This is a genomic window from Pseudomonas sp. KCJK9058, assembly GCF_046230975.1.
In the GTDB taxonomy this organism is placed as follows: Bacteria; Pseudomonadota; Gammaproteobacteria; order Pseudomonadales; family Pseudomonadaceae; genus Aquipseudomonas; species Aquipseudomonas alloputida.
This window is the reverse complement of the sequence record NZ_JBJJLR010000038.1, coordinates 37,106-55,546: the sequence shown is the minus strand read 5'-3', so window position 1 is coordinate 55,546 and position 18,441 is coordinate 37,106. Positions and strand designations below refer to the sequence as shown.

General features: G+C 60.7%; 16 protein-coding genes. 14 read left to right on the top strand and 2 right to left on the bottom strand.

What is annotated here, in order from left to right; all coding sequences use genetic code 11:
* The 6 genes from ACK59Z_RS19085 to ACK59Z_RS19060 form a co-directional block, all read left to right on the top strand.
* Window positions 1-3,466, top strand: a 3,466-nt coding sequence (locus ACK59Z_RS19085) for a type I secretion C-terminal target domain-containing protein (RefSeq protein ID WP_409293561.1), incomplete at its 5' end; no start/stop codon positions are given.
* Between the two features lie 145 nt (window positions 3,467-3,611).
* Complete coding sequence (locus ACK59Z_RS19080) at window positions 3,612-3,953, top strand: hypothetical protein (RefSeq protein ID WP_003255921.1); 342 nt, start codon at window positions 3,612-3,614, stop codon at window positions 3,951-3,953.
* A gap of 198 nt (window positions 3,954-4,151) precedes the next feature.
* Window positions 4,152-5,051 carry a TauD/TfdA family dioxygenase gene (locus ACK59Z_RS19075; protein ID WP_003255919.1) on the top strand — a complete coding sequence of 300 codons (900 nt, stop codon included), beginning with the start codon at window positions 4,152-4,154 and terminating at the stop codon, window positions 5,049-5,051.
* 17 nt (window positions 5,052-5,068) lie between these two features.
* On the top strand, window positions 5,069-6,088 hold the full coding sequence (locus ACK59Z_RS19070) for an ABC transporter substrate-binding protein (RefSeq protein WP_010951558.1): 1,020 nt from the start codon (window positions 5,069-5,071) through the stop codon (window positions 6,086-6,088).
* 6 nt (window positions 6,089-6,094) lie between these two features.
* Entirely contained in the window at window positions 6,095-6,958 is an 864-nt protein-coding gene (locus tag ACK59Z_RS19065) for an ABC transporter ATP-binding protein (protein WP_003255915.1), read from the top strand.
* Between the two features lie 14 nt (window positions 6,959-6,972).
* Window positions 6,973-7,836, top strand: coding sequence for an ABC transporter permease (locus ACK59Z_RS19060; RefSeq protein WP_047603252.1), 864 nt, complete (start codon window positions 6,973-6,975; stop codon window positions 7,834-7,836).
* 117 nt (window positions 7,837-7,953) lie between these two features.
* Here ACK59Z_RS19060 and ACK59Z_RS19055 read toward each other — a convergent pair whose 3' ends face one another.
* Complete coding sequence (locus ACK59Z_RS19055; protein ID WP_070096106.1) at window positions 7,954-8,514, bottom strand: WYL domain-containing protein; 561 nt, start codon at window positions 8,512-8,514, stop codon at window positions 7,954-7,956.
* A 207-nt stretch (window positions 8,515-8,721) separates the two neighbouring features.
* Here ACK59Z_RS19055 and ACK59Z_RS19050 point away from each other — a divergent pair, with 207 nt between their 5' ends.
* The 8 genes from ACK59Z_RS19050 to ACK59Z_RS19015 all read left to right on the top strand — a co-directional run bounded on the left by ACK59Z_RS19050 (window position 8,722) and on the right by ACK59Z_RS19015 (window position 18,105).
* The gene (locus tag ACK59Z_RS19050; protein WP_017147865.1) at window positions 8,722-9,516 is read left to right on the top strand and encodes a tetratricopeptide repeat protein; all 795 of its coding nucleotides are present in this window, start codon (window positions 8,722-8,724) and stop codon (window positions 9,514-9,516) included.
* A gap of 208 nt (window positions 9,517-9,724) precedes the next feature.
* The gene (locus ACK59Z_RS19045; protein WP_003255908.1) at window positions 9,725-10,177 is read left to right on the top strand and encodes a MarR family winged helix-turn-helix transcriptional regulator; all 453 of its coding nucleotides are present in this window, start codon (window positions 9,725-9,727) and stop codon (window positions 10,175-10,177) included.
* Window positions 10,174-12,261 carry an FUSC family protein gene (locus ACK59Z_RS19040; RefSeq protein ID WP_409293560.1) on the top strand — a complete coding sequence of 696 codons (2,088 nt, stop codon included), beginning with the start codon at window positions 10,174-10,176 and terminating at the stop codon, window positions 12,259-12,261. Before ACK59Z_RS19045 ends, ACK59Z_RS19040 begins: the two co-directional genes overlap by 4 nt.
* Complete coding sequence (locus ACK59Z_RS19035; protein WP_003255905.1) at window positions 12,258-12,470, top strand: DUF1656 domain-containing protein; 213 nt, start codon at window positions 12,258-12,260, stop codon at window positions 12,468-12,470. The genes ACK59Z_RS19040 and ACK59Z_RS19035 overlap by 4 nt, the downstream gene beginning before the upstream one ends.
* On the top strand, window positions 12,467-13,342 hold the full coding sequence (locus ACK59Z_RS19030) for an HlyD family secretion protein (RefSeq protein ID WP_003255903.1): 876 nt from the start codon (window positions 12,467-12,469) through the stop codon (window positions 13,340-13,342). Before ACK59Z_RS19035 ends, ACK59Z_RS19030 begins: the two co-directional genes overlap by 4 nt.
* Window positions 13,339-14,754, top strand: coding sequence for an efflux transporter outer membrane subunit (locus ACK59Z_RS19025; RefSeq protein WP_021782546.1), 1,416 nt, complete (start codon window positions 13,339-13,341; stop codon window positions 14,752-14,754). The genes ACK59Z_RS19030 and ACK59Z_RS19025 overlap by 4 nt, the downstream gene beginning before the upstream one ends.
* Before the next feature lie 101 nt (window positions 14,755-14,855).
* A complete protein-coding gene (locus ACK59Z_RS19020) occupies window positions 14,856-15,743 on the top strand; it encodes an RHS repeat-associated core domain-containing protein (protein WP_230849510.1) in 888 nt (295 codons plus the stop codon).
* Window positions 15,744-16,161: 418 nt separating this feature from the next.
* Window positions 16,162-18,105 (top strand): FTR1 family protein, encoded by a 1,944-nt coding sequence (locus ACK59Z_RS19015; protein ID WP_108190274.1) that lies wholly within the window; start codon window positions 16,162-16,164, stop codon window positions 18,103-18,105.
* 62 nt (window positions 18,106-18,167) lie between these two features.
* Here ACK59Z_RS19015 and ACK59Z_RS19010 read toward each other — a convergent pair whose 3' ends face one another.
* Window positions 18,168-18,413 (bottom strand): TIGR02647 family protein, encoded by a 246-nt coding sequence (locus ACK59Z_RS19010; protein ID WP_021782549.1) that lies wholly within the window; start codon window positions 18,411-18,413, stop codon window positions 18,168-18,170.
* Between the last annotated feature and the right edge of the window lie 28 nt (window positions 18,414-18,441).

Genomic DNA, 18,441 nt, shown 5'->3' with positions numbered 1-18,441 from the left:
TACCAACGACCCTGTGATCAAATCGATCGCAACCGTTGCGGGCGCAGATGTCGGCAAGTTCGAGCAACTGACGCTGGACAAAACCCCGGTCAGCACCGCTGTGACCGACGAACCAGGTACGGGAACGCCGGGCACCGGCAACCAGGGTGACGTCACCACCGTTGGTATTACCGGCACGTCTTCTCTGACCGAAGGTGAAACCGGCCAGTACACGCTGACCCTGAGCAACGCGTCCAAGTCCGAAGTCACTATCACCCTTAGCTACAGCGGTACCGCCAAAAACGGTGATGACTTCACCGGTGTTGCGACCGTGAAGATTCCGGCCAACAGCACAGGCACGACGTTCAACATCGCTACCCTCGATGACAAACTGGTCGAAGGTACCGAGAACTTCGTCGTGAAGATCGAAACCGCCACGGGTGGTAACTTCGAGAACCTGCAGGTTGATAGCAGCAAATCGAGCGTGACGACCACCATTCTTGACAATGACCACCTGCCGGTTTCGCCTGGCGGCGCAGTATTTGGCGTGGAGGACACCGATTACGTGTTTGCCTGGAGTGATTTCAAAGTCACTGATGCCGACGGCAACACTAACCTGTCTGTGACCATTACCTCGCTCCCGGCCGCCGGCAACTTGCAGTTCTTCAACGGTACTGCCTGGGTGAATGTGGCCGTTGGCCAGGTGGTCAGCCAGGCTGATATCACTGCCAAGAACCTGAAGTTCGTTCCGGCCCTTAACCAGTCGGGTGCGGACAACTACGGTGGTAATGGCGTGGGTAACCAGAAGGCTGACTACGCCCAGTTCAAGTTCAAGCCGAACGATGGCACCAACTTGGGCAGCGAAGTGACCATGAAGGTCGATATCAGCCCGGTTGCCGACAAACCGACCCTGAGCTTCGGCAGCGCCGATATCGAGTCCAAAGGGCTGACCAAGGAAGTCTGGACCAGCCTCAAAGGCCTGGGTACTGGCGGCAACGGCATTACCGGCGAGGATCTGAAGACGGTCTTTGCCAACTCCGGCAGCGCGAACTCCAGCAGCACCACTACCAACGTGCAGTCCGATGGCAGCGTCACCGCTGGCACCGGTTCGAAAACGTCGGGCCTGATCTACCTGGAAGCCGGCAAGGTCTATACCTTCAGTGGTTTGGCCGACGACAGCTTCGTGGTCACCATCGGTGGCAAGACTGTAGTCACGGCCACCTGGGGAGCCGGTGGTGGGGTGTCGGGTACCTTTACCCCAAATACCAGCGGCTACTACCCGATCGAGGTCTACCATGCCAACCAGTCCGGTCCAGGCAGCTATGACCTGAACATCCAGGTAGGCTCCGGTGCCGTTACCGACCTGAGCAGCTCGAACGTCAAGATGTACCAGAACGTGACCGAGATGGCGAACGCAGGCCTGGGCGTGTCCGACCTGCACACCGTGAATGGTCAGAGCTACTACGACGGCTACAAGCTCAACGAAGGGCCTGAGGGTGGCTCGGTGAAACTGGTCGGTATTTCCACCGCCCTGACCGACACTGACGGCTCCGAAAGCCTGAACGTGACACTCAGCGGTATCCCGAAAGGTACCGTATTGAGCGATGGTGCAGGCCACACGGTCACGGTTGGTACTGCCCCGGTCGATGTGACAGGCTGGAAACTCAGCAGCCTGACGCTGACCCCGCCGGCCTATTACAAAGGCTCGTTCGACATCACGGTTACCTCGACTGCCACCGAAAGCCTGGGCGGCTCGGCCATCACCACCGGCAATATCCCGGTGACGGTGTACGCTGCGACCTACAAGGCCAGTGTGGGTACCTCGGGCAATGACACGATGACCGGTAGTGAAGGCAACGACATCATCGTCGCTGACGTATCCGGGCTGAACGTGGTTCAGGGCAAGAACTACAACATCGCCTTCATGGTCGACAGCTCGGGCAGTATGAGCGACAAGTCGATTGCCGACGCCAAGACGCAGTTGGCCTCGGTGTTCAACACGCTCAAGGCCAGCCTGGGCTCGGACACCTCGGGTACCGTAAACATCTTCCTGGTCGACTTCGATACCCAGGTAAACAAGAACGTGGCAGTGAACCTTGCCGACCCGGATGCTTTGAGCAAGTTGCAGGCGGTATTGAACTCGATGGTGGGCGGCTACTACGGTGGCGGTACCAACTATGAAGACGCGTTCAAGACCACGTCCAACTTCTTCAACAGCACCATGGCCACCGGCAACAAAGGTGCGGAGAACCTGACTTACTTCATTACCGACGGTAAGCCAACCTATTATCAGAGCGGTGAGTCCACCAACCCTAGCCTGTGGAAGAATGGCAAGAGCCTGGATGATGTAGTCAACGTCAACAATTACAAGATGGGTGACACGTTCAGCGCCTGGGCCGATGCGACTCACAAGGTCGAGATCAGCAGCAATGGTGTGGTCAAAGTGCTGACCTATACCGAGAACCGCCGCGGTGAGTTGGTGCTTGACTCCACCAAGACGGTCGGCACCCTGCATGCACAAGGTGATGGTACCTATGAACTCTCCAGCCTGGACGGTACCGGCTACGCGGATTACTGGAACTACGTCTACTCGGCCGCAGGTTCTACTGAAAGTTTCGCAGTATTGGGCGGCACCAATGGCTTGAGCAAAGTCCAGGCTATCGGCCTGAACAGCGATGTCACGCTGAACGATCTGAAACCTTACGACAGTGCCGGCAAGCCACAGACCAATATCGACCCGTCCGATTTGGCCAAGGCGATTCTCGGTCACTCCGAAGCAACGGTGCCAGGTGCCGACACCATCGATAGTGGTAACGGCAACGACATCATCTTCGGTGACCTGATCACCCTCAACGGTGTCGTCAGCGAGGGCTACCAGGCCCTGCAGACGTACGTTGCACAGAAGAGCGGTGTTGAAGTCAGTGCTGTCACTACCAGCAATGTTCACCAGTACATCACCGAGCACTACACCGAGTTCGATATCTCCGGTGTCAAAGACGGCAACGACATCCTGTCGGGCGGCAATGGCAATGACATCCTCTTCGGCCAAGGTGGCAGCGACACGCTCGATGGTGGCAAAGGTAACGACATCCTGCTGGGCGGTACCGGCAATGACTCCCTGATCGGTGGCCAGGGCGACGATATCCTGATCGGTGGCAGCGGTGCCGACACCTTCGTATGGAAGGCTGGCGACATCGGTAACGACGTGATCAAGGACTTCAACAAGGCCGAGGGAGACCGTATCGACCTGAAGGACCTGCTGCAGGGCGAGAAGGGCAGCACCATCGACAACTACCTGAAGCTCACCACGGTGGAGGGTACGACCACGTTGCAAGTCAGTAGCGAAGGCAAGCTCAACGCCGAAGGTGGTATCGCCAACGCCGACGTGACCATCAAGCTGGAAGGCGTCAACTGGTCCAACCAGACGATCAACTCGTTGATCAGCGGTGCCGATCCGACCATCATCATCCACAACAAGGACAGCTGACAGACCACCGGGGCCGCACAGCGGCCCCGGCTCTTTCCTGCCACCCGCCAACAGCGCATACTCTGGCGCCGGGCCTGCGCGCCCGGCGATCTTTGCCTATGCTGCTGTCTACCAACAAGGAACCAATGTGACGAGGGACATCGCCATGTTCTACGTGCAACGCAACGCCGCCGGCCAGTTGCTGCGGGTGGAAGCAGCCGCGTTTGATCAGTTCACCGAAATGCTCCCTTCAGACCATGCCGATATCCAGGAATGGTTTGCCGATGATGTCGTGGAAAACAGCCTCAACCAGCTCAAACAAAGCGACCTGGACATGATCCGCGTGCTTGAGGACCTGATCGACGTGTTGACCGCCAAGGGCGTGTTCAAGATCACCGACCTGCCCGCAGGCGCGCAGGCCAAGCTGCTCAACCGTTCCACGGCGCGCAAGGCGCTCAGCAGCCTCAATAACCTGATTGACGAAGAAGAGCAGGGCGGGCTGATCTGACTGCAGGACGCTCCCGCGAGAGTGATATTGTTATTCCTTAATGGTATTTAAAATATTGGCTTTATGACTTTATAGTCGCTTTCACTGCGTACCCGTCGACCAATCGATGCGCCGCACGACTTGAACCCACACGGGAAATCCCCGTGCGTTTCTGATCGTTGCGCGCCATTGAGGTTGCGCATTGCGTGGGAGTGAAAAATGTCAGCCGCCTTGAACGCCTTGTCGTCCATCGACAGCGCCCAGCCGCAAGTTTTTGAAGTTCGCCCCTTCTCGGGTGCCGTCGGCGCCGAGATCATAGGCCTGGACCTGGCCAAACCGGTCAGCGCCGAGGATTTCACCCGTATCCATCGCGCCCACCTCGACCACCATGTGCTGGTGTTCCGCGACCAGCGTATCAGCCCGGAACAGCAGATCGCCTTTAGCCGCCGCTTCGGTGAGTTACAGATCCATGTGCTCAAGCAGTTCTTGCTGACTGGCCACCCCGAGATCCTGATCGTTTCCAACATCATCGAAAATGGCCAGAACATCGGCCTGGGTGATGCCGGCAAGTTCTGGCATTCGGACCTGTCGTACAAAGAGCTGCCAAGCCTCGGTTCCATGCTGCATGCCCAGGAACTGCCCAGTGAAGGCGGTGACACCTTGTTCGCCGACATGCATAAAGCCTGGGACGCTGTACCTGACACCCTGCGCAAAGTGGTCGAGGGCCGCAGTGCCGCTCACTCCTATACCGCCCGTTACGCTGAAACCAAATTCGAAGGCAACTGGCGCCCGACCCTGACTGCCGAGCAACTGGCGCAGGTAAAGGAGGTCATTCACCCGGTAGTCCGCACCCACCCGGAAAACGGCCGCAAGGCCCTGTTCGTCAGTGAAGGCTTCACCACCCGCATTGTCGGCCTGCCTGATGATGAAAGCCGAGACGTGCTGCAGCAGCTGTATGCCCTTAGCGTGCTGGAGCAGAACATTTACCGCCACCAGTGGCAGCCCCATGACCTGGTGTTCTGGGACAACCGCTCGCTGATCCACTTGGCCACCGGCTGCCCCGCGCACCTGCGGCGCAAGCTGTACCGCACCACCATCCAGGGCGATGCCCCGTTCTGACGACTGAGGAAACCATCATGCGCAAATCCATCAGCCGCCTGGCGGCAAGCATCGGCCTGGGCGCAAGCCTGGTCGTCGGCAGCCTAGCCGCCCCCGCCGTGGCCCAGGCCGAAGGCAAGATCCGTATTGCCGAACAATTCGGCATCGTCTACCTGCTGCTGAACGTGGTGCGTGACCAGCACCTGATTGAGAAACACGGCAAGGAGCAGGGCATCGACATCGAAGTCGATTGGGCGCAGCTGTCGGGTGGCTCGGCCGTCAACGATGCATTGTTGTCCGGTTCGGTGGACATCGCCGGCGCTGGTGTCGGACCGCTGTTGACCGTCTGGGACCGCACCAAGGGCCGGCAGAACGTGAAGGCCGTGGCTTCGCTGGGCAACTTCCCGTACTACCTGGTCAGCAGCAACCCCAACGTGAAGACCATCGCCGACATCTCCGACAAAGACCGTATCGCCGTTCCGGCGGTGGGTGTTTCGGTGCAGTCGCGCTTCCTGCAGTACGCCGCTGCCCAGCAGTGGGGCGACAAGGAATACAACCGCCTCGACAAATACACCTTGGCCGTGCCGCACCCGGACGCCACCGCCGCGCTGTTGGCGGGCGGCACCGAGCTGAACGGGCACTTCTCCAACCCGCCGTTCCAGGACCAGGTGCTGGCCAACAAGGACGTGCACGTGGTGCTCAACAGCTACGACCTGCTCGGCCCCAACTCGCCGACCTTGCTGTTTGCTACCGAGAAGTTCCGCAAGGACAACCCCAAGACCTACAAGGCCTTCGTCGATGCCCTGGCCGAAGCCGCAGACTTCGCCCAGAAAGACAAGGCCGCTGCCGCCGACACCTATATCCGCGTAACCAAGGCCAAGATCGACCGCGACGCGCTGATCAAGCTGATCGACAACCCGCAGTACGAATTCACCGTTACGCCCAAGAACACCTACAAGCTGGCCGATTTTCTCTATCGGGTAGGCGCCATCAAGCACAAGCCGCAATCGTGGAAGGATTACTTCTTCCAGGATGAACGCCCGCTGCAGGGGAGCTGACCGATCATGACCGCCCCATTGCCAGGCCACACGGCCAGCAACCTGAGCCGTGTTGCAGCGCCGCCTTTGCTCAAGGTGGATAACCTCAGCCTCGAATACCGTACCGCGCAACGCGTGGTGCGGGCCACCCATCAGGTCAGCTTCGAAGTCGACCGCACTGATCGTTTTGTACTGCTCGGCCCCTCCGGCTGTGGCAAGTCCACCCTGCTCAAAGCCGTGGCCGGTTTTATCCAGCCGCAAGAAGGCCAGATTCTGCTGCAGGGCCAGACAGTTCGTGGCCCAGGCCCGGACCGCATCGTGGTGTTCCAGGAGTTTGACCAGTTGCCGCCGTGGAAAACGGTGAAGCAGAACGTCATCTTTCCGCTGCTGGTGTCTGGCCAACTCAAGCGTGCGGAGGCGGAGGAGCGGGCGCTGCATTATCTGGAGAAGGTCGGTCTTGCCGCCTTTGCCGATGCTTATCCACACACGTTGTCCGGTGGTATGAAGGCACGTGTGGCAATTGCCCGGGCCTTGGCCACCCAGCCCAAGATCCTGTTGATGGATGAGCCGTTCGCCGCCCTGGATGCGCTGACCCGGCGCAAGATGCAAGAAGAGCTGCTGCTGCTGTGGGAGGAAGTGCGGTTCACCCTGTTGTTCGTCACCCACTCCATCGAAGAAGCACTGGTAGTCGGCAACCGCATCCTGTTGTTGTCGCCCCACCCGGGGCGGGTGCGCGCCGAAGTGCACAGCCATCAATACGGCTTGGGCAGCCTGGGTGGCAGCGACTTCCAGGCCAGTGCCCGGCGTATCCACCGTTTGCTGTTCGATGAAGCCGATATCCCGGAACAGCCTGACAACCTTGGGTTCAACGATATTCGTATCGCCTACTGACAGGAGCCTCAGCCGTGACCACTACACCTGTACGCCAGGAATACGAGGTGCAGCTGGAGCCCCTGCTCAGTGTGCCTGTAGAACGACAACTCCCCTTGGCCCAACGCCTGTGGCAACAAGGCTGGTTGAGAAAGGCGGTCATATTGCTGGTGATCGCTGTGCTATGGGAAGCCGTTGCCCGCTACCAGGACAATGACCTGCTGCTGCCAAGTTTTCTGCAAACCGCCGCGGCGCTATGGGACGGTATGATCAGTGGTGAACTGCCCGCCAAGGTCGGTGTTTCGCTGGTAATACTGCTCAAAGGCTATGTGCTGGGTATCGTCTTGGCGTTTGGCCTGACCAGCCTGGCGGTGTCGACCCAATTGGGCCGAGACTTACTGGGCACACTAACCTCGATGTTCAACCCGTTGCCGGCCATTGCCCTGCTGCCGCTGGCCTTGCTGTGGTTCGGGCTGGGTGACAACAGCCTGATCTTCGTGCTGGTGCATTCGGTGCTATGGGCGTTGGCGCTGAATACTTATGCCGGCTTCCTCGGTGTGTCGGAGACGCTTCGCATGGCGGGCCGCAATTATGGTCTGAAGGGCCTGCGGCTGGTATTGCACATCCTCGTGCCAGCAGCCCTGCCGTCGATCTTGTCGGGGTTGAAGATCGGCTGGGCGTTTGCCTGGCGTACCCTGATCGCCGCTGAGTTGGTGTTTGGTGCCAGCAGTGGCAAAGGCGGGTTGGGTTGGTACATCTTCCAGAACCGCAACGAACTGTATACCGACAAGGTCTTTGCCGGGTTGGCGGTGGTGATCCTGATCGGTCTGCTGGTGGAAGGGCTGGTGTTCAATACGCTGGAGCGGTTGACGGTGCGGCGATGGGGGATGCAGCGCTAGCCGGTTAGCCAGTACCGGCCTTTTCGCGGCAGATTGACGCTACAATCCGCGTCTGCGGGATCTTCGTCCTTGAAAAAGGGGCGAGGCGCCGAACCGCCGCGAAAGACCCTGTACTGGCTACAAATTCTGGTACTGAGCTGCCGCATTGCTCAGAATTTTGCCAATCTCTTCCCGCAAGCCGGCAGGCTGCTCAACTACCACCCCGTCCCCATGGCTCAACAGCCACCAGCGTAATGGCCAGCCGTCACTTACCGTACCGCGTAACCGATGCCCATGCTCCAGTGCCGTCAGCTGCATGTCGCTGCTCAACGGCGCATCCCGCAACTGCCGCGCCAGTGCATCGCTGATTCGCGCCACCAGCTCCACGCCCTCACCCTGCGATGGCTGCAACGCATCCCCTCGCAGATGTGTCAGCAAGTCGAAATTGCCGCGCAATTCGCCCACGGCACTGGCCGACCAGTGCCAACCGAACGGAATGCTCTTGTCATTGCGCTCCAGCGGGAATATCAGCGAAAGCTCGTTGAGGTCACGCTCGACAGTGCGTTTGCTGACCGTGAACCCCACGTCACGCAGGCGCCAGACCAGCTCGGCGCTGGTTATGCCTGGGGAACGGCTGGGCAACTGGCGCAGCAGCGCCCACTGTCGGCTAAGGGTGGCGCGAGTGGTGGCGAACGGCAAAAGATAACGTCCTTGTCTAGGCTTGCCGCAATAGGATGGCGGCATGCGAGGGGCATGGCAATTGGCCACAGCCTGCTCAGATCAAGGAAGTCGCATTTGGTTGCCTCGTGCCGGTTCGTTCGCGACAGGTTTTGACGTGACATCACGCAGAATCACGCCTCATCACAGCCGAAGGTTGGGGCTGTGCGTCGTTCAATGAGGATGAACATGTCTGTTGCCAGCAATATCCATTCGCTACTTGCCCGCCTTCTGCCCGAGCGGGTCATCGCCCCTCCTGCCCCTGCAGGAAGGCGACAGCGGCTGTTCTCCGGTGTGGGCTTGCCCAGCCAGCGGTCACTGCTGGTCAACCGCCTGGATGAGGCCAACGACCTGCAGGCGGTGTATGTCGACCTGCGGCGCCAGGCATTGCAAGGCAGCGTGTCCGCATTGAACGATCTCGGCTGGATCTGGCTCAACGGCAAGTACTGGCGGGCCGATACCGTGCTGGCCGGGCACCTGTTGCGCATGGCGGCCCTGCAGGGCAATGCTGCTGCCTGGTTCAACCTTGGGCAACAACACTACTTCGGCAAAGGCATCGACCCTTCCTATGTGCAGGCGGCGGAGTGTTACCGGCAGGCCTTCGACCGCGGCATGCTGCATGCCGCCGCCGCACTGGGTGACCTGTATGAGGAGGAGGTGTGCGACGGTGACCTGGAGTGGCAGGTTGACCTGGTGCAGGCCTACCAGTGGTTCATGCGTGGCGCCGAACAGGGCGAGGCGCGTTGTCGTTTTGAAGTGGGCTACCGGCTGATGCATGGGCTGCACGTAGAGGCCAACCTCAAGGCAGCGCTGTACTGGCTTGAGCTGGCAGCAGCGGCGGGGGTGGTGCAAGCGGCAGAGGAGCTGGCGGTGCATTTCAGCAGCCGTGATGCGGTGCGGTATCAGGAGTGGCGGGACCGGGCGGTGCAAATGGGCAGTACATTGGCCTTGACCATGAAGCTGGAAGACCAGATCCAGCCCTGAGTATTTCTCTCCAGTGCTGCACAGGGATTGCGTAGATTCCGAAACCGGTGCAGCCCCTGTGTGCGGGTTTACCCGCGAAGCGCGCCAGCACTGGCTGAAAAATGAACAACATTTAACCCCCGGCTATCCGTCGCCCCCTGTTGACGACAGGGGGATGTCGGGGCGTATATTGATAGTTAGCAAACTATGAATATACTTGGTTCTCTTCATGTCCCTTGATTTCCTGCGCCTGCAAGTCAGCAGTGGCCTGGTAGTTGCTGCCCGCCACTGGCGGCGCATCTGTCATACCGCCTTGACCGGCTACGGCATTTCCGAGGCCTGCGCTGCGCCGTTGCTGATGATCGTGCGCCTGGGCGACGGCGTGCACCAGGTGGCTGTGGCCCAGGCCGCTGGCCTGGAAAGCCCGTCGCTGGTACGCCTGCTTGACCAACTGTGCAAAGCTGGCCTGGTGTGCCGCAGCGAGGACCCACTGGATCGCCGCGCCAAGGCACTGAGCCTGACTGCCGAAGGCCGTGCCCTGGCCGAAGCCATTGAAGCCGAACTGGTGCGCTTGCGCCGCGATGTGCTCGGCGGTATCGATCAGGCCGACCTGGAAGCTGCCTTGCGTGTGCTTCGTGCCTTCGAGGCTGCCGGTCTGGGCAGCGCAGGCGGGGTGGCATGAACGGTTTCTTCAGCTCTGTCCCTCCGGCCCGTGACTGGTTCTACGGCGTGCGCACCTTCGGCGCGTCCATGATTGCCCTGTACATTGCTCTGCTCATGCAACTGCCGCGTCCCTACTGGGCCATGGCTACGGTGTACATCGTCTCCAGCCCCTTCGTCGGCCCGACCAGCTCCAAGGCGTTGTACCGTGCCGTCGGCACGTTGCTCGGCGCTGGCGGGGCAATCTTCCTGGTGCCGCCGCTGGTGCAGTCACCGTTGCTGCTGAGCATCGCCATTGCCCTGTGGACCGGCACCTTGCTGTTCCTTTCGCTGAACCTGCGCACGGCCAACAACTACGTGCTGATGCTGGCCGGTTATACCCTGCCGATGATTGCCTTGGCCGTGGTGGATAATCCGCTGGCAGTGTTCGATGTGGCCTCTTCTCGCGCGCAGGAAATCTGTTTGGGAATTGTCTGCGCGGCAGTCGTCGGGGCTATCTTCTGGCCACGCCGGCTGGCGCCGGTGGTAGTCGGTGCCACCGGAAACTGGTTCACCGAGGCGATTCGCTACAGCGACACCTACCTGGCCCGCGATGCCAGTGCCGACAAGGTCGGCGGGATGCGCGGGGTGATGGTCACCACCTTCAACTCGCTGGAGCTGATGATCGGTCAGCTCGCCCACGAAGGTGCCGGCCCGCATACCCTGAAGAACGCCCGCGAATTGCGCGGGCGGATGATCCATCTGCTGCCGGTGATCGACGCCCTTGACGATGCACTGGTAGCCCTGGAAGGCCGCGCCCCGGCCCAGTTTGCCCAGGTTCAACCCGTGCTTGAAGCCGCTCGAGAATGGCTCAAAGGCAACGCCGACAGCGCTTCGGTAGCGCACTGGGCAACGTTGCACGAGCAGATCGGCCGCCTGCAGCCCGCTACAGCCGCCCTCGACCAGCGCGCCGAGCTGCTGTTGTCCAACGCCCTGTACCGACTGACCGAATGGGCCGACCTGTGGCAGGACTGCTGCACCCTGCAGCACGCCCTGCGTACCGATGATGCCAAGCCTTGGCGTGCGGTGTATCGCCACTGGCGGCTGGGCCGCCTGACAGCGTTTTTCGACCGTGGCCTGATGCTGTACTCGGTAGCCTCCACGGTCCTGGCTATCGTGGTCGCCTGCGGCCTGTGGATCGGCCTGGGCTGGAACGACGGCGCCAGTGCGGTCATCCTCGCGGCAGTTGCGTGTAGCTTCTTCGCCGCTATGGACGACCCAGCACCGCAGATCTACCGGTTCTTTTTCTGGACGCTGATGTCGGTCATCTTCTCCAGTCTGTACCTGTTTTTGGTACTGCCTAACCTGCACGACTTCCCGATGCTGGTGCTGGCCTTTGCCGTACCTTTCATCTGCATAGGCACCCTGACTGTACAGCCGCGCTTCTACCTGGGCACCTTGCTGACCATCGTCAACACGTCGACCTTCATCAGCATCCAGGGCGCCTACGACGCCGACTTCTTCACCTTCCTCAACTCCAACCTGGCCGGCCCCGCGGGCCTCCTGTTCGCCTTTATCTGGACCCTGGTGATGCGCCCGTTCGGCGTGGAGCTGGCGGCCAAGCGCATGACCCGCTTCGCCTGGCGCGACATCGTCGAAATGACCGAGCCTGCGACCTTGGCCGAGCACCGCCAGGTTGGCGTACAGATGCTCGACCGCCTGATGCAGCACCTGCCACGCCTGTCGCAAACCGGCCAGGACAGTGGCGTGGCACTGCGCGACCTGCGCGTAGGGTTGAACCTGCTCGACCTGCTGGCGTACATGCCGCGCGCCGGCCAGCAGGCTCGCGAGCGCCTGAACACTGTGGTCGAGGAAGTCGGCGCGCACTACGCCGCTTGCCTGCGTGCTGGCGAACGCCTGCATGCCCCGGCCGCACTGTTACGCAACATGGAACGCGCTCGCCTGGCGCTTAACCTGGATGAGCTGTACGAGCGCGGCGATGCCCGCACCCACCTGCTGCATGCCCTGAGCGGCCTGCGCCTGGCGCTGTTGCCGGGTGTGGAGGTGATGCTCGAGCCAGCTGAACAACCGCAACTGCCCCCCGGCCTCGACGGAGCACCCCTGTGATTGGTGAACTGGATATCAGCGGGGTGTTCCTGCCCACGCTGCTGGTGATGATGTTTGGCACCTACCTGCTGTTCCTTGGGGTGCACGCGGTGCTGGTGCGCCTGCATTTCTACCGCCTGGTCTGGCACCGGGCATTGTTCAATGTTGCTCTGTATGCCGTGCTGCTTGGTGCGGTGGACCACTTTTGCCGAAACCTGATGCTGCCATGAAAAAACCGATGCTGACCTTGGGCCGTGTGGTCCTGACCTTGCTGGTAGTGACCTTCGCCGCCGTGCTCGTGTGGCAGATGGTGGTCTACTACATGTTTGCCCCCTGGACCCGTGACGGCCACATACGCGCCGACGTGATCCAGATCGCCCCCGATGTGTCGGGATTGATCCAGAAGGTCGAGGTGCGTGACAACCAGACCGTCAAACGCGGCGACGTGCTGTTCACCATCGACCAGGACCGCTTCACCCTGGCCTTGCGTCAAGCCAAGGCAACCCTGGGCGAGCGCCAGGAGACCCTCGCCCAGGCTTCCCGCGAAGCGCAGCGCAACCGCAAGCTGGGCAACCTGGTGGCCGCGGAGCAACTGGAAGAAAGCCAGTCCCGCGAGGCCCGTGCCCGTTCGGCTGTCAGCGAGGCGCAAGTGGCTGTCGATACTGCCCAGCTCAACCTTGACCGCTCGGTGGTGCGCAGCCCGGTAGACGGCTACCTCAACGACCGCGCGCCGCGTAACCACGAGTTCGTCACCGCCGGCCGCCCGGTGCTGTCGGTGGTCGATAGCGCCTCGTACCATGTCGATGGCTACTTCGAGGAAACCAAGCTTGGCGGTATACACATCGGCGATGCCGTGGACATCCGTGTGATGGGCGACAATACCCGCCTGCGCGGCCATGTGCAGAGCTTTGCCGCTGGCATCGAAGACCGCGACCGTAGCAGTGGCGCCAACCTGCTGCCCAACGTCAACCCGGCGTTCAGTTGGGTACGCCTGGCCCAGCGCATTCCGGTGCGCATCGCCTTTGACGAAGTGCCGCAAGACTTCCGCATGATCGCCGGGCGTACTGCCACGGTGTCGATCATCGAGGGCCAGCGCCCATGAAACAGCTGATCCTGGCTGGCCTGTGCCTGTCGCTGGGGGCCTGCATGATGGTGGGCCCCGACTATGAGGTGCCTGGGGATGCGGCCGTGCAACGCAATGACCTGAACGGCCCGCTGCGCCAGGATGCCGACAGCGTCGTGTCGGCGCCGGTCCCCGAGGACTGGTGGCAGCTGTATCAGGATCAGCGGCTGAACGAGCTGGTGCGTCAGGCGCTGAGTGCCAACACCGAACTGCGCGTGGCGGCGGCCAACATCGCCAAAGCTCGCGCCCAGGTGGAGGTGGCGGAATCGCAAGGCGGCTTCAACGGTGGCGTCAAACTCGGCGCTCAGCGGTTGCAAGAGTCGGGCGAAGCCTTCCTGCAGCCTGAGAAGGTGCCGGTAGCCAACATCGGTGAGGCCATCATCAGTGCCTCGTACCAGTTCGACCTGTGGGGCACCTTCAAGCGTGGTACCGAGGCTGCCAAGGCAAATGCCGACGCAGTGCAGGCCGCTGCCGACACTGCCCGCATCACGCTTGTGGCGGACGTGGTCAAGGCTTATACCCAGGTGTGCTCGGCCAACGAGGAATACCACATTGCCCGTGAGTCCCTCGATTTGCAGGAGCAAAGCGTGAAACTCAACCAGCGCCTGCGCGATGCTGGGCGTGGCGATGAAACCCAGGTCACCCGCTCGCAGACCCAGTTCAAATCCTTGCGTGCCGAACTGCCACGCTTCAAGGCCGAACGCGAGACGGGCATGTACACCCTGGCCGCGCTGCTGGCCAAGCCGGTCGACCAGTTGCCTGCCGGTACCGCCGATTGCGCCGAGCTGCCGCACCTGAACCAGCTGGTCCCGGTGGGCGATGGCGCGGCCCTGCTCAAGCGCCGCCCCGACGTACGCCAGGCCGAACGCCAGCTGGCTGCCGCCACCGCCTATATTGGCGTAGCCACTGGCGCTTTGTACCCGGACATCAGCATTGGCGCCCAGGTTGGCACCATCGGTATCCTGGAGAACCTTGGCGAGCCTTCGACCAACCGCTGGGGTTTTGGCCCGCAGATCAGCTGGAGCATCCCCACCAACGGCACCCGTGCCCGCATTCGCATGGCCGAAGCCTCGACCCAGGCGGCGCTGGCGCATTTCGATGGCGTGGTGCTGAACGCCATTCGCGAGACCCAGACCCGGTTGGCGCAGTACAGCGCCTTGCTCGATCGGCGCGATGCGCTGGCCGAGGCGGAGAGGTCGGCGAAAGAAGCGGCGGATCAGACGCACCGGTATTACCAGGCGGGGCGTGAGTCGTTCCTGGCGGATTTGCAGGCCACGCGGACCTATACCGATATGCGTGCTCAGTTGGCGGCGGCGAACAGCCAAGTGGCAATGGGGCAGATTGGGGTGTTTCTGGCGTTGGGTGGTGGGTGGAAGGAGACGGACAGGTAATCACTGGGACTTAATTAATACTATCAATATTGCTAGTGGCGGATACCCCTGTGTTTGAGCAAGATGTGGAGTCTGAACTTATGTAGATGGAGGATACAGGGGTGAAAAGCCATGTGAATTACTCGCCTTATGGGTATCCGGGGCCAGGTGCTTTGAACTGTGTGCTTGGGTTCAATGGAGAGTATCGAAGTGATCTCTCAGGCTTCTACGTTCTCGGTAGAGGCGTCCGTTCATTTTCCTCCATCCTCATGCGCTTTTTGAGCCCGGATCCATATAGTCCATTTTCACTAGGTGGTTTGAATATCTATGCTTACTGTGCCGGCGATCCGGTTAATCGAGTCGACCGAAGCGGCTATTTTTTTTCAGCCGCCATGACACAAAAAATTCATCGTTGGCGGATTAGCGCGCAGCTCACTGTAACGTATCGTTATGCGCCTACCTCTAAGCAGTTCATTGATAGCCAGGCAGCCGGAATTGCGAAAAATTATGGTGGCTCCTTAATATCTACGTCATTTAAACAGAATCGTTTAAGAGTCATCGATAATGTGCAGAGGCTCGGCGTTCAGCATCCCAGAGAGCTAGGCGACATTGTTCGAAATATGGTGATTTTGCCTCAAGAACAGATGTCCAGTGCCGCAAAGGACCTTGGGCGAATTTTCAAGTCAAAACCTCGAAATTTCAGCGGTACGGCAGCGGGTTATCGAGGAATTCATGTCCGTTATAGTCCCCGTGGAAGAGTTCATGGCGAGACGCAGTTTCATACCAAGCAGCAAGCTTTCGCGATACTTCCTGAGAATGTAGCGCGCCCCGTGATAGGCGCAGACCTATACGATGCTTGGTCCTCCAAAGCTCAAGCTCAGGGATTTCATCCGGGGCAGGCCCACGAGCTTTATGAGATCTTCAGGGTGAGCGGTGACTCAAATAATATTAGGGAAATTTCCTTGGCGAACAGTAGGGCATATTGGTCATTTATTGAGTCCTTAAATTAGGAAGTGTGTGAGCACAGTCATCATCTCCGATCTGTTCTGCCAGCAGCCAAGCATGCTGCTCGGCTGTACTGGTTATCTGCCCGTCGAATCTGAAATGGGAGATGGCCAAAATTGCTGATAGTGCCGCGCGGATACTAAGCGAGATGGTCAAGGCGCTGATCGATGATATGGAGCAAGTGGTGAACAAGGTGCGTCAATAGCCTTTAAGAACCTGAGCCCGTTGTGCGGCCCATCGCTGGTAAGCCAGCTCCCACATGATCAGAACAGGTTTTGAGGGCGCTGCAATACCTGTGGGAGCAGCTTGCCTGCGATCCAAAGGCAAAGCGCTCGGCCAACCCTCCCGCTTCACCTAATTTGCAGCAAGATTTTTCATGAAATCCGCCCTGCGGCCTTGAGCGAAGCAAAATGTAAGTGAACAATGTTCTCTTTCGCATTCCCTCCGAGACTGGCCATGAATTCCCGTTTCCGTCTACTTGCCTGGCTACCGGCTGTGTTGCTTGGCCCGGTGCTGGCGCTGTGCAGTAACCTGGCGCTGGCAGAAGCCCCCGCCGAGGCCATCAAGGCCTTGCATTTGCTCGATTACATCGGTGCCGACTACCCGCCGACCGTACAAGACGGCAAGGTGATCGACGATGGCGAGTATCGCGAACAACAGGAGTTCAGCGCGGTATTGGCCGATCTGCTCAAAGGCCTGCCGGCAAATGCTGAGCAAAATGGTCTGGAGCAAGGTGTTCAAGCGCTACGCCAAGCCATCGACCAACGCCAGGAGGGCGCCGCAGTCGCAAAACAGGCCCGGCAGCTGGGTGCGCGACTGGCTGTGGCCTACGAGGTCAGCCAGGCACCGGTGATTACCCCGGACCCAGCCCGCGGTGCTGCGCTGTACGCGCAAAACTGCTCGATTTGCCACGGCGAAACCGGCGCCGGCGATGGCCCGGCTGGCGTGGGCCTGGAGCCTGCACCCGCCAACCTGCGCGATGTTTCGCGCCTGGACCAGTTGAGCCTGTTCGACCTCTACAACACCCTGGCCCTTGGTATCGACGGCACCGAAATGCCGTCGTTTGCTGACCAACTGGACGACCGTCAGCGCTGGGATGTGGCTGCTTATATCGCCAGCTTCACCGCCAAGCCGGAAGCGGGCAAGGGTAGCAAGACGTGGAACCTCGCCGACCTGGCTCGCCAGACTCCGGCTGAAGTTGCGGCCAGCGAAGGCACTGAAGCCGTAGGGGCATTCCGTGCCCAGCGTGCCCAGCCGCCCCAAGTAAAGCGCGGCCCGGCGCAATTGCTCGAATACACTGCCAGCACACTGGACAAGAGCCTGGCGGCCTACCGCGCAGGCGACCACGATCAGGCCTATGACCTGTCGGTGGCGGCCTACCTGGAAGGTTTCGAGTTGGTGGAGAGCTCGCTGGACAACATCGACACCCAGGCGCGTAAGAACACCGAAAAATCGCTGATGGCCTACCGTCAATCCCTGCAGGATGGTCTGCCCGTGGCCCAGGCCGAACAGCGTCTGGCCGAAGCCAAAACCAAGCTCGAGCAGGCGGCCAAGTTGCTGGGAAGCGATGGCCTGAGCTGGTCGCTGAGTTATATCTCCGGTTTGCTGATCCTGCTGCGCGAAGGCCTTGAGGCGATCCTGGTGCTGGCGGCGATCCTGGCCTTCCTGCGCAATACCGGGCAGCAGTCGGCAGTACGCAGCGTCAACATCGGCTGGGGCCTGGCGCTGGTTGCCGGCTTCGCCACCTGGGCGCTGGCGGCCTATGTGATCGATGTGGGGGGGGCCCAGCGCGAGCTGCTGGAAGGCTGCACCGCACTGTTCGCTGCAGTGATGGTGCTATGGCTGGGTGTGTGGATGCATGACCGCCGCCACGCCGCCGCCTGGAAGGACTACATCAAGAGCAGCCTGGTCAGCGGTGGCGGGCGCTTCGGCTTTGCTGTGCTGGCATTCTTCTCGGTATACCGCGAATTGTTCGAAGTGATCCTGTTCTACGAGACCCTGTGGCTGCAGGCAGGCCCTGCCGGGCATCAGGCGGTGCTGGCGGGTGGCGCGACGGCATTGTTGCTGCTGGTGGGCCTGGCTTGGGTGATTCTGCGGGGTTCGGCCAAGCTGCCGCTATCGCTGTTCTTCAGCATCAACGCCGCGCTGCTGTGCGCGCTGTCGGTAGTATTCGCCGGGCATGGCGTGAAGGCGCTGCAAGAGGCCGGCGTGCTGGGCACACGGCCGGTGGCGTTCTTCGAGTTCGATTGGCTGGGGATTCATGCCGATGCCTACTCGCTGTCGGCGCAGGCGGTGGCGTTGCTGGCCATCGTGCTCCTCTACGGCCGCTCGTGGCTGGCGGAAAGGCGCAGTGCTGCGGCCAACTGAGTGGAGCGTGCGCGGTCCCACAGGGACCGCGCAAGGCCTCAGATCTTGCGCTAGCCTGATGCTCAGGCCGGCTGTGGCGCCTTGAGAATGTTCTGCAGCAGTTGGACACTTTCAACGGCGTCATGACCCAGACTGGTCAGGTAGCCGCCATCCGGTTGATCGGTCAGCCCCTTCTCATGCAGGCGTTGTGCAGCCGCGATCAGGGCGGGGGATGCGGTGCTGGTTATCTTGATGCCTTCCTGGCTGCTGTCGTGTTTGAACAGCGCGAGTACTTCCAGTTCGTCGATCAGATCGGGGGTAAAAGGCATGGCAGCTCCTGACTTCCAGACAAGGATG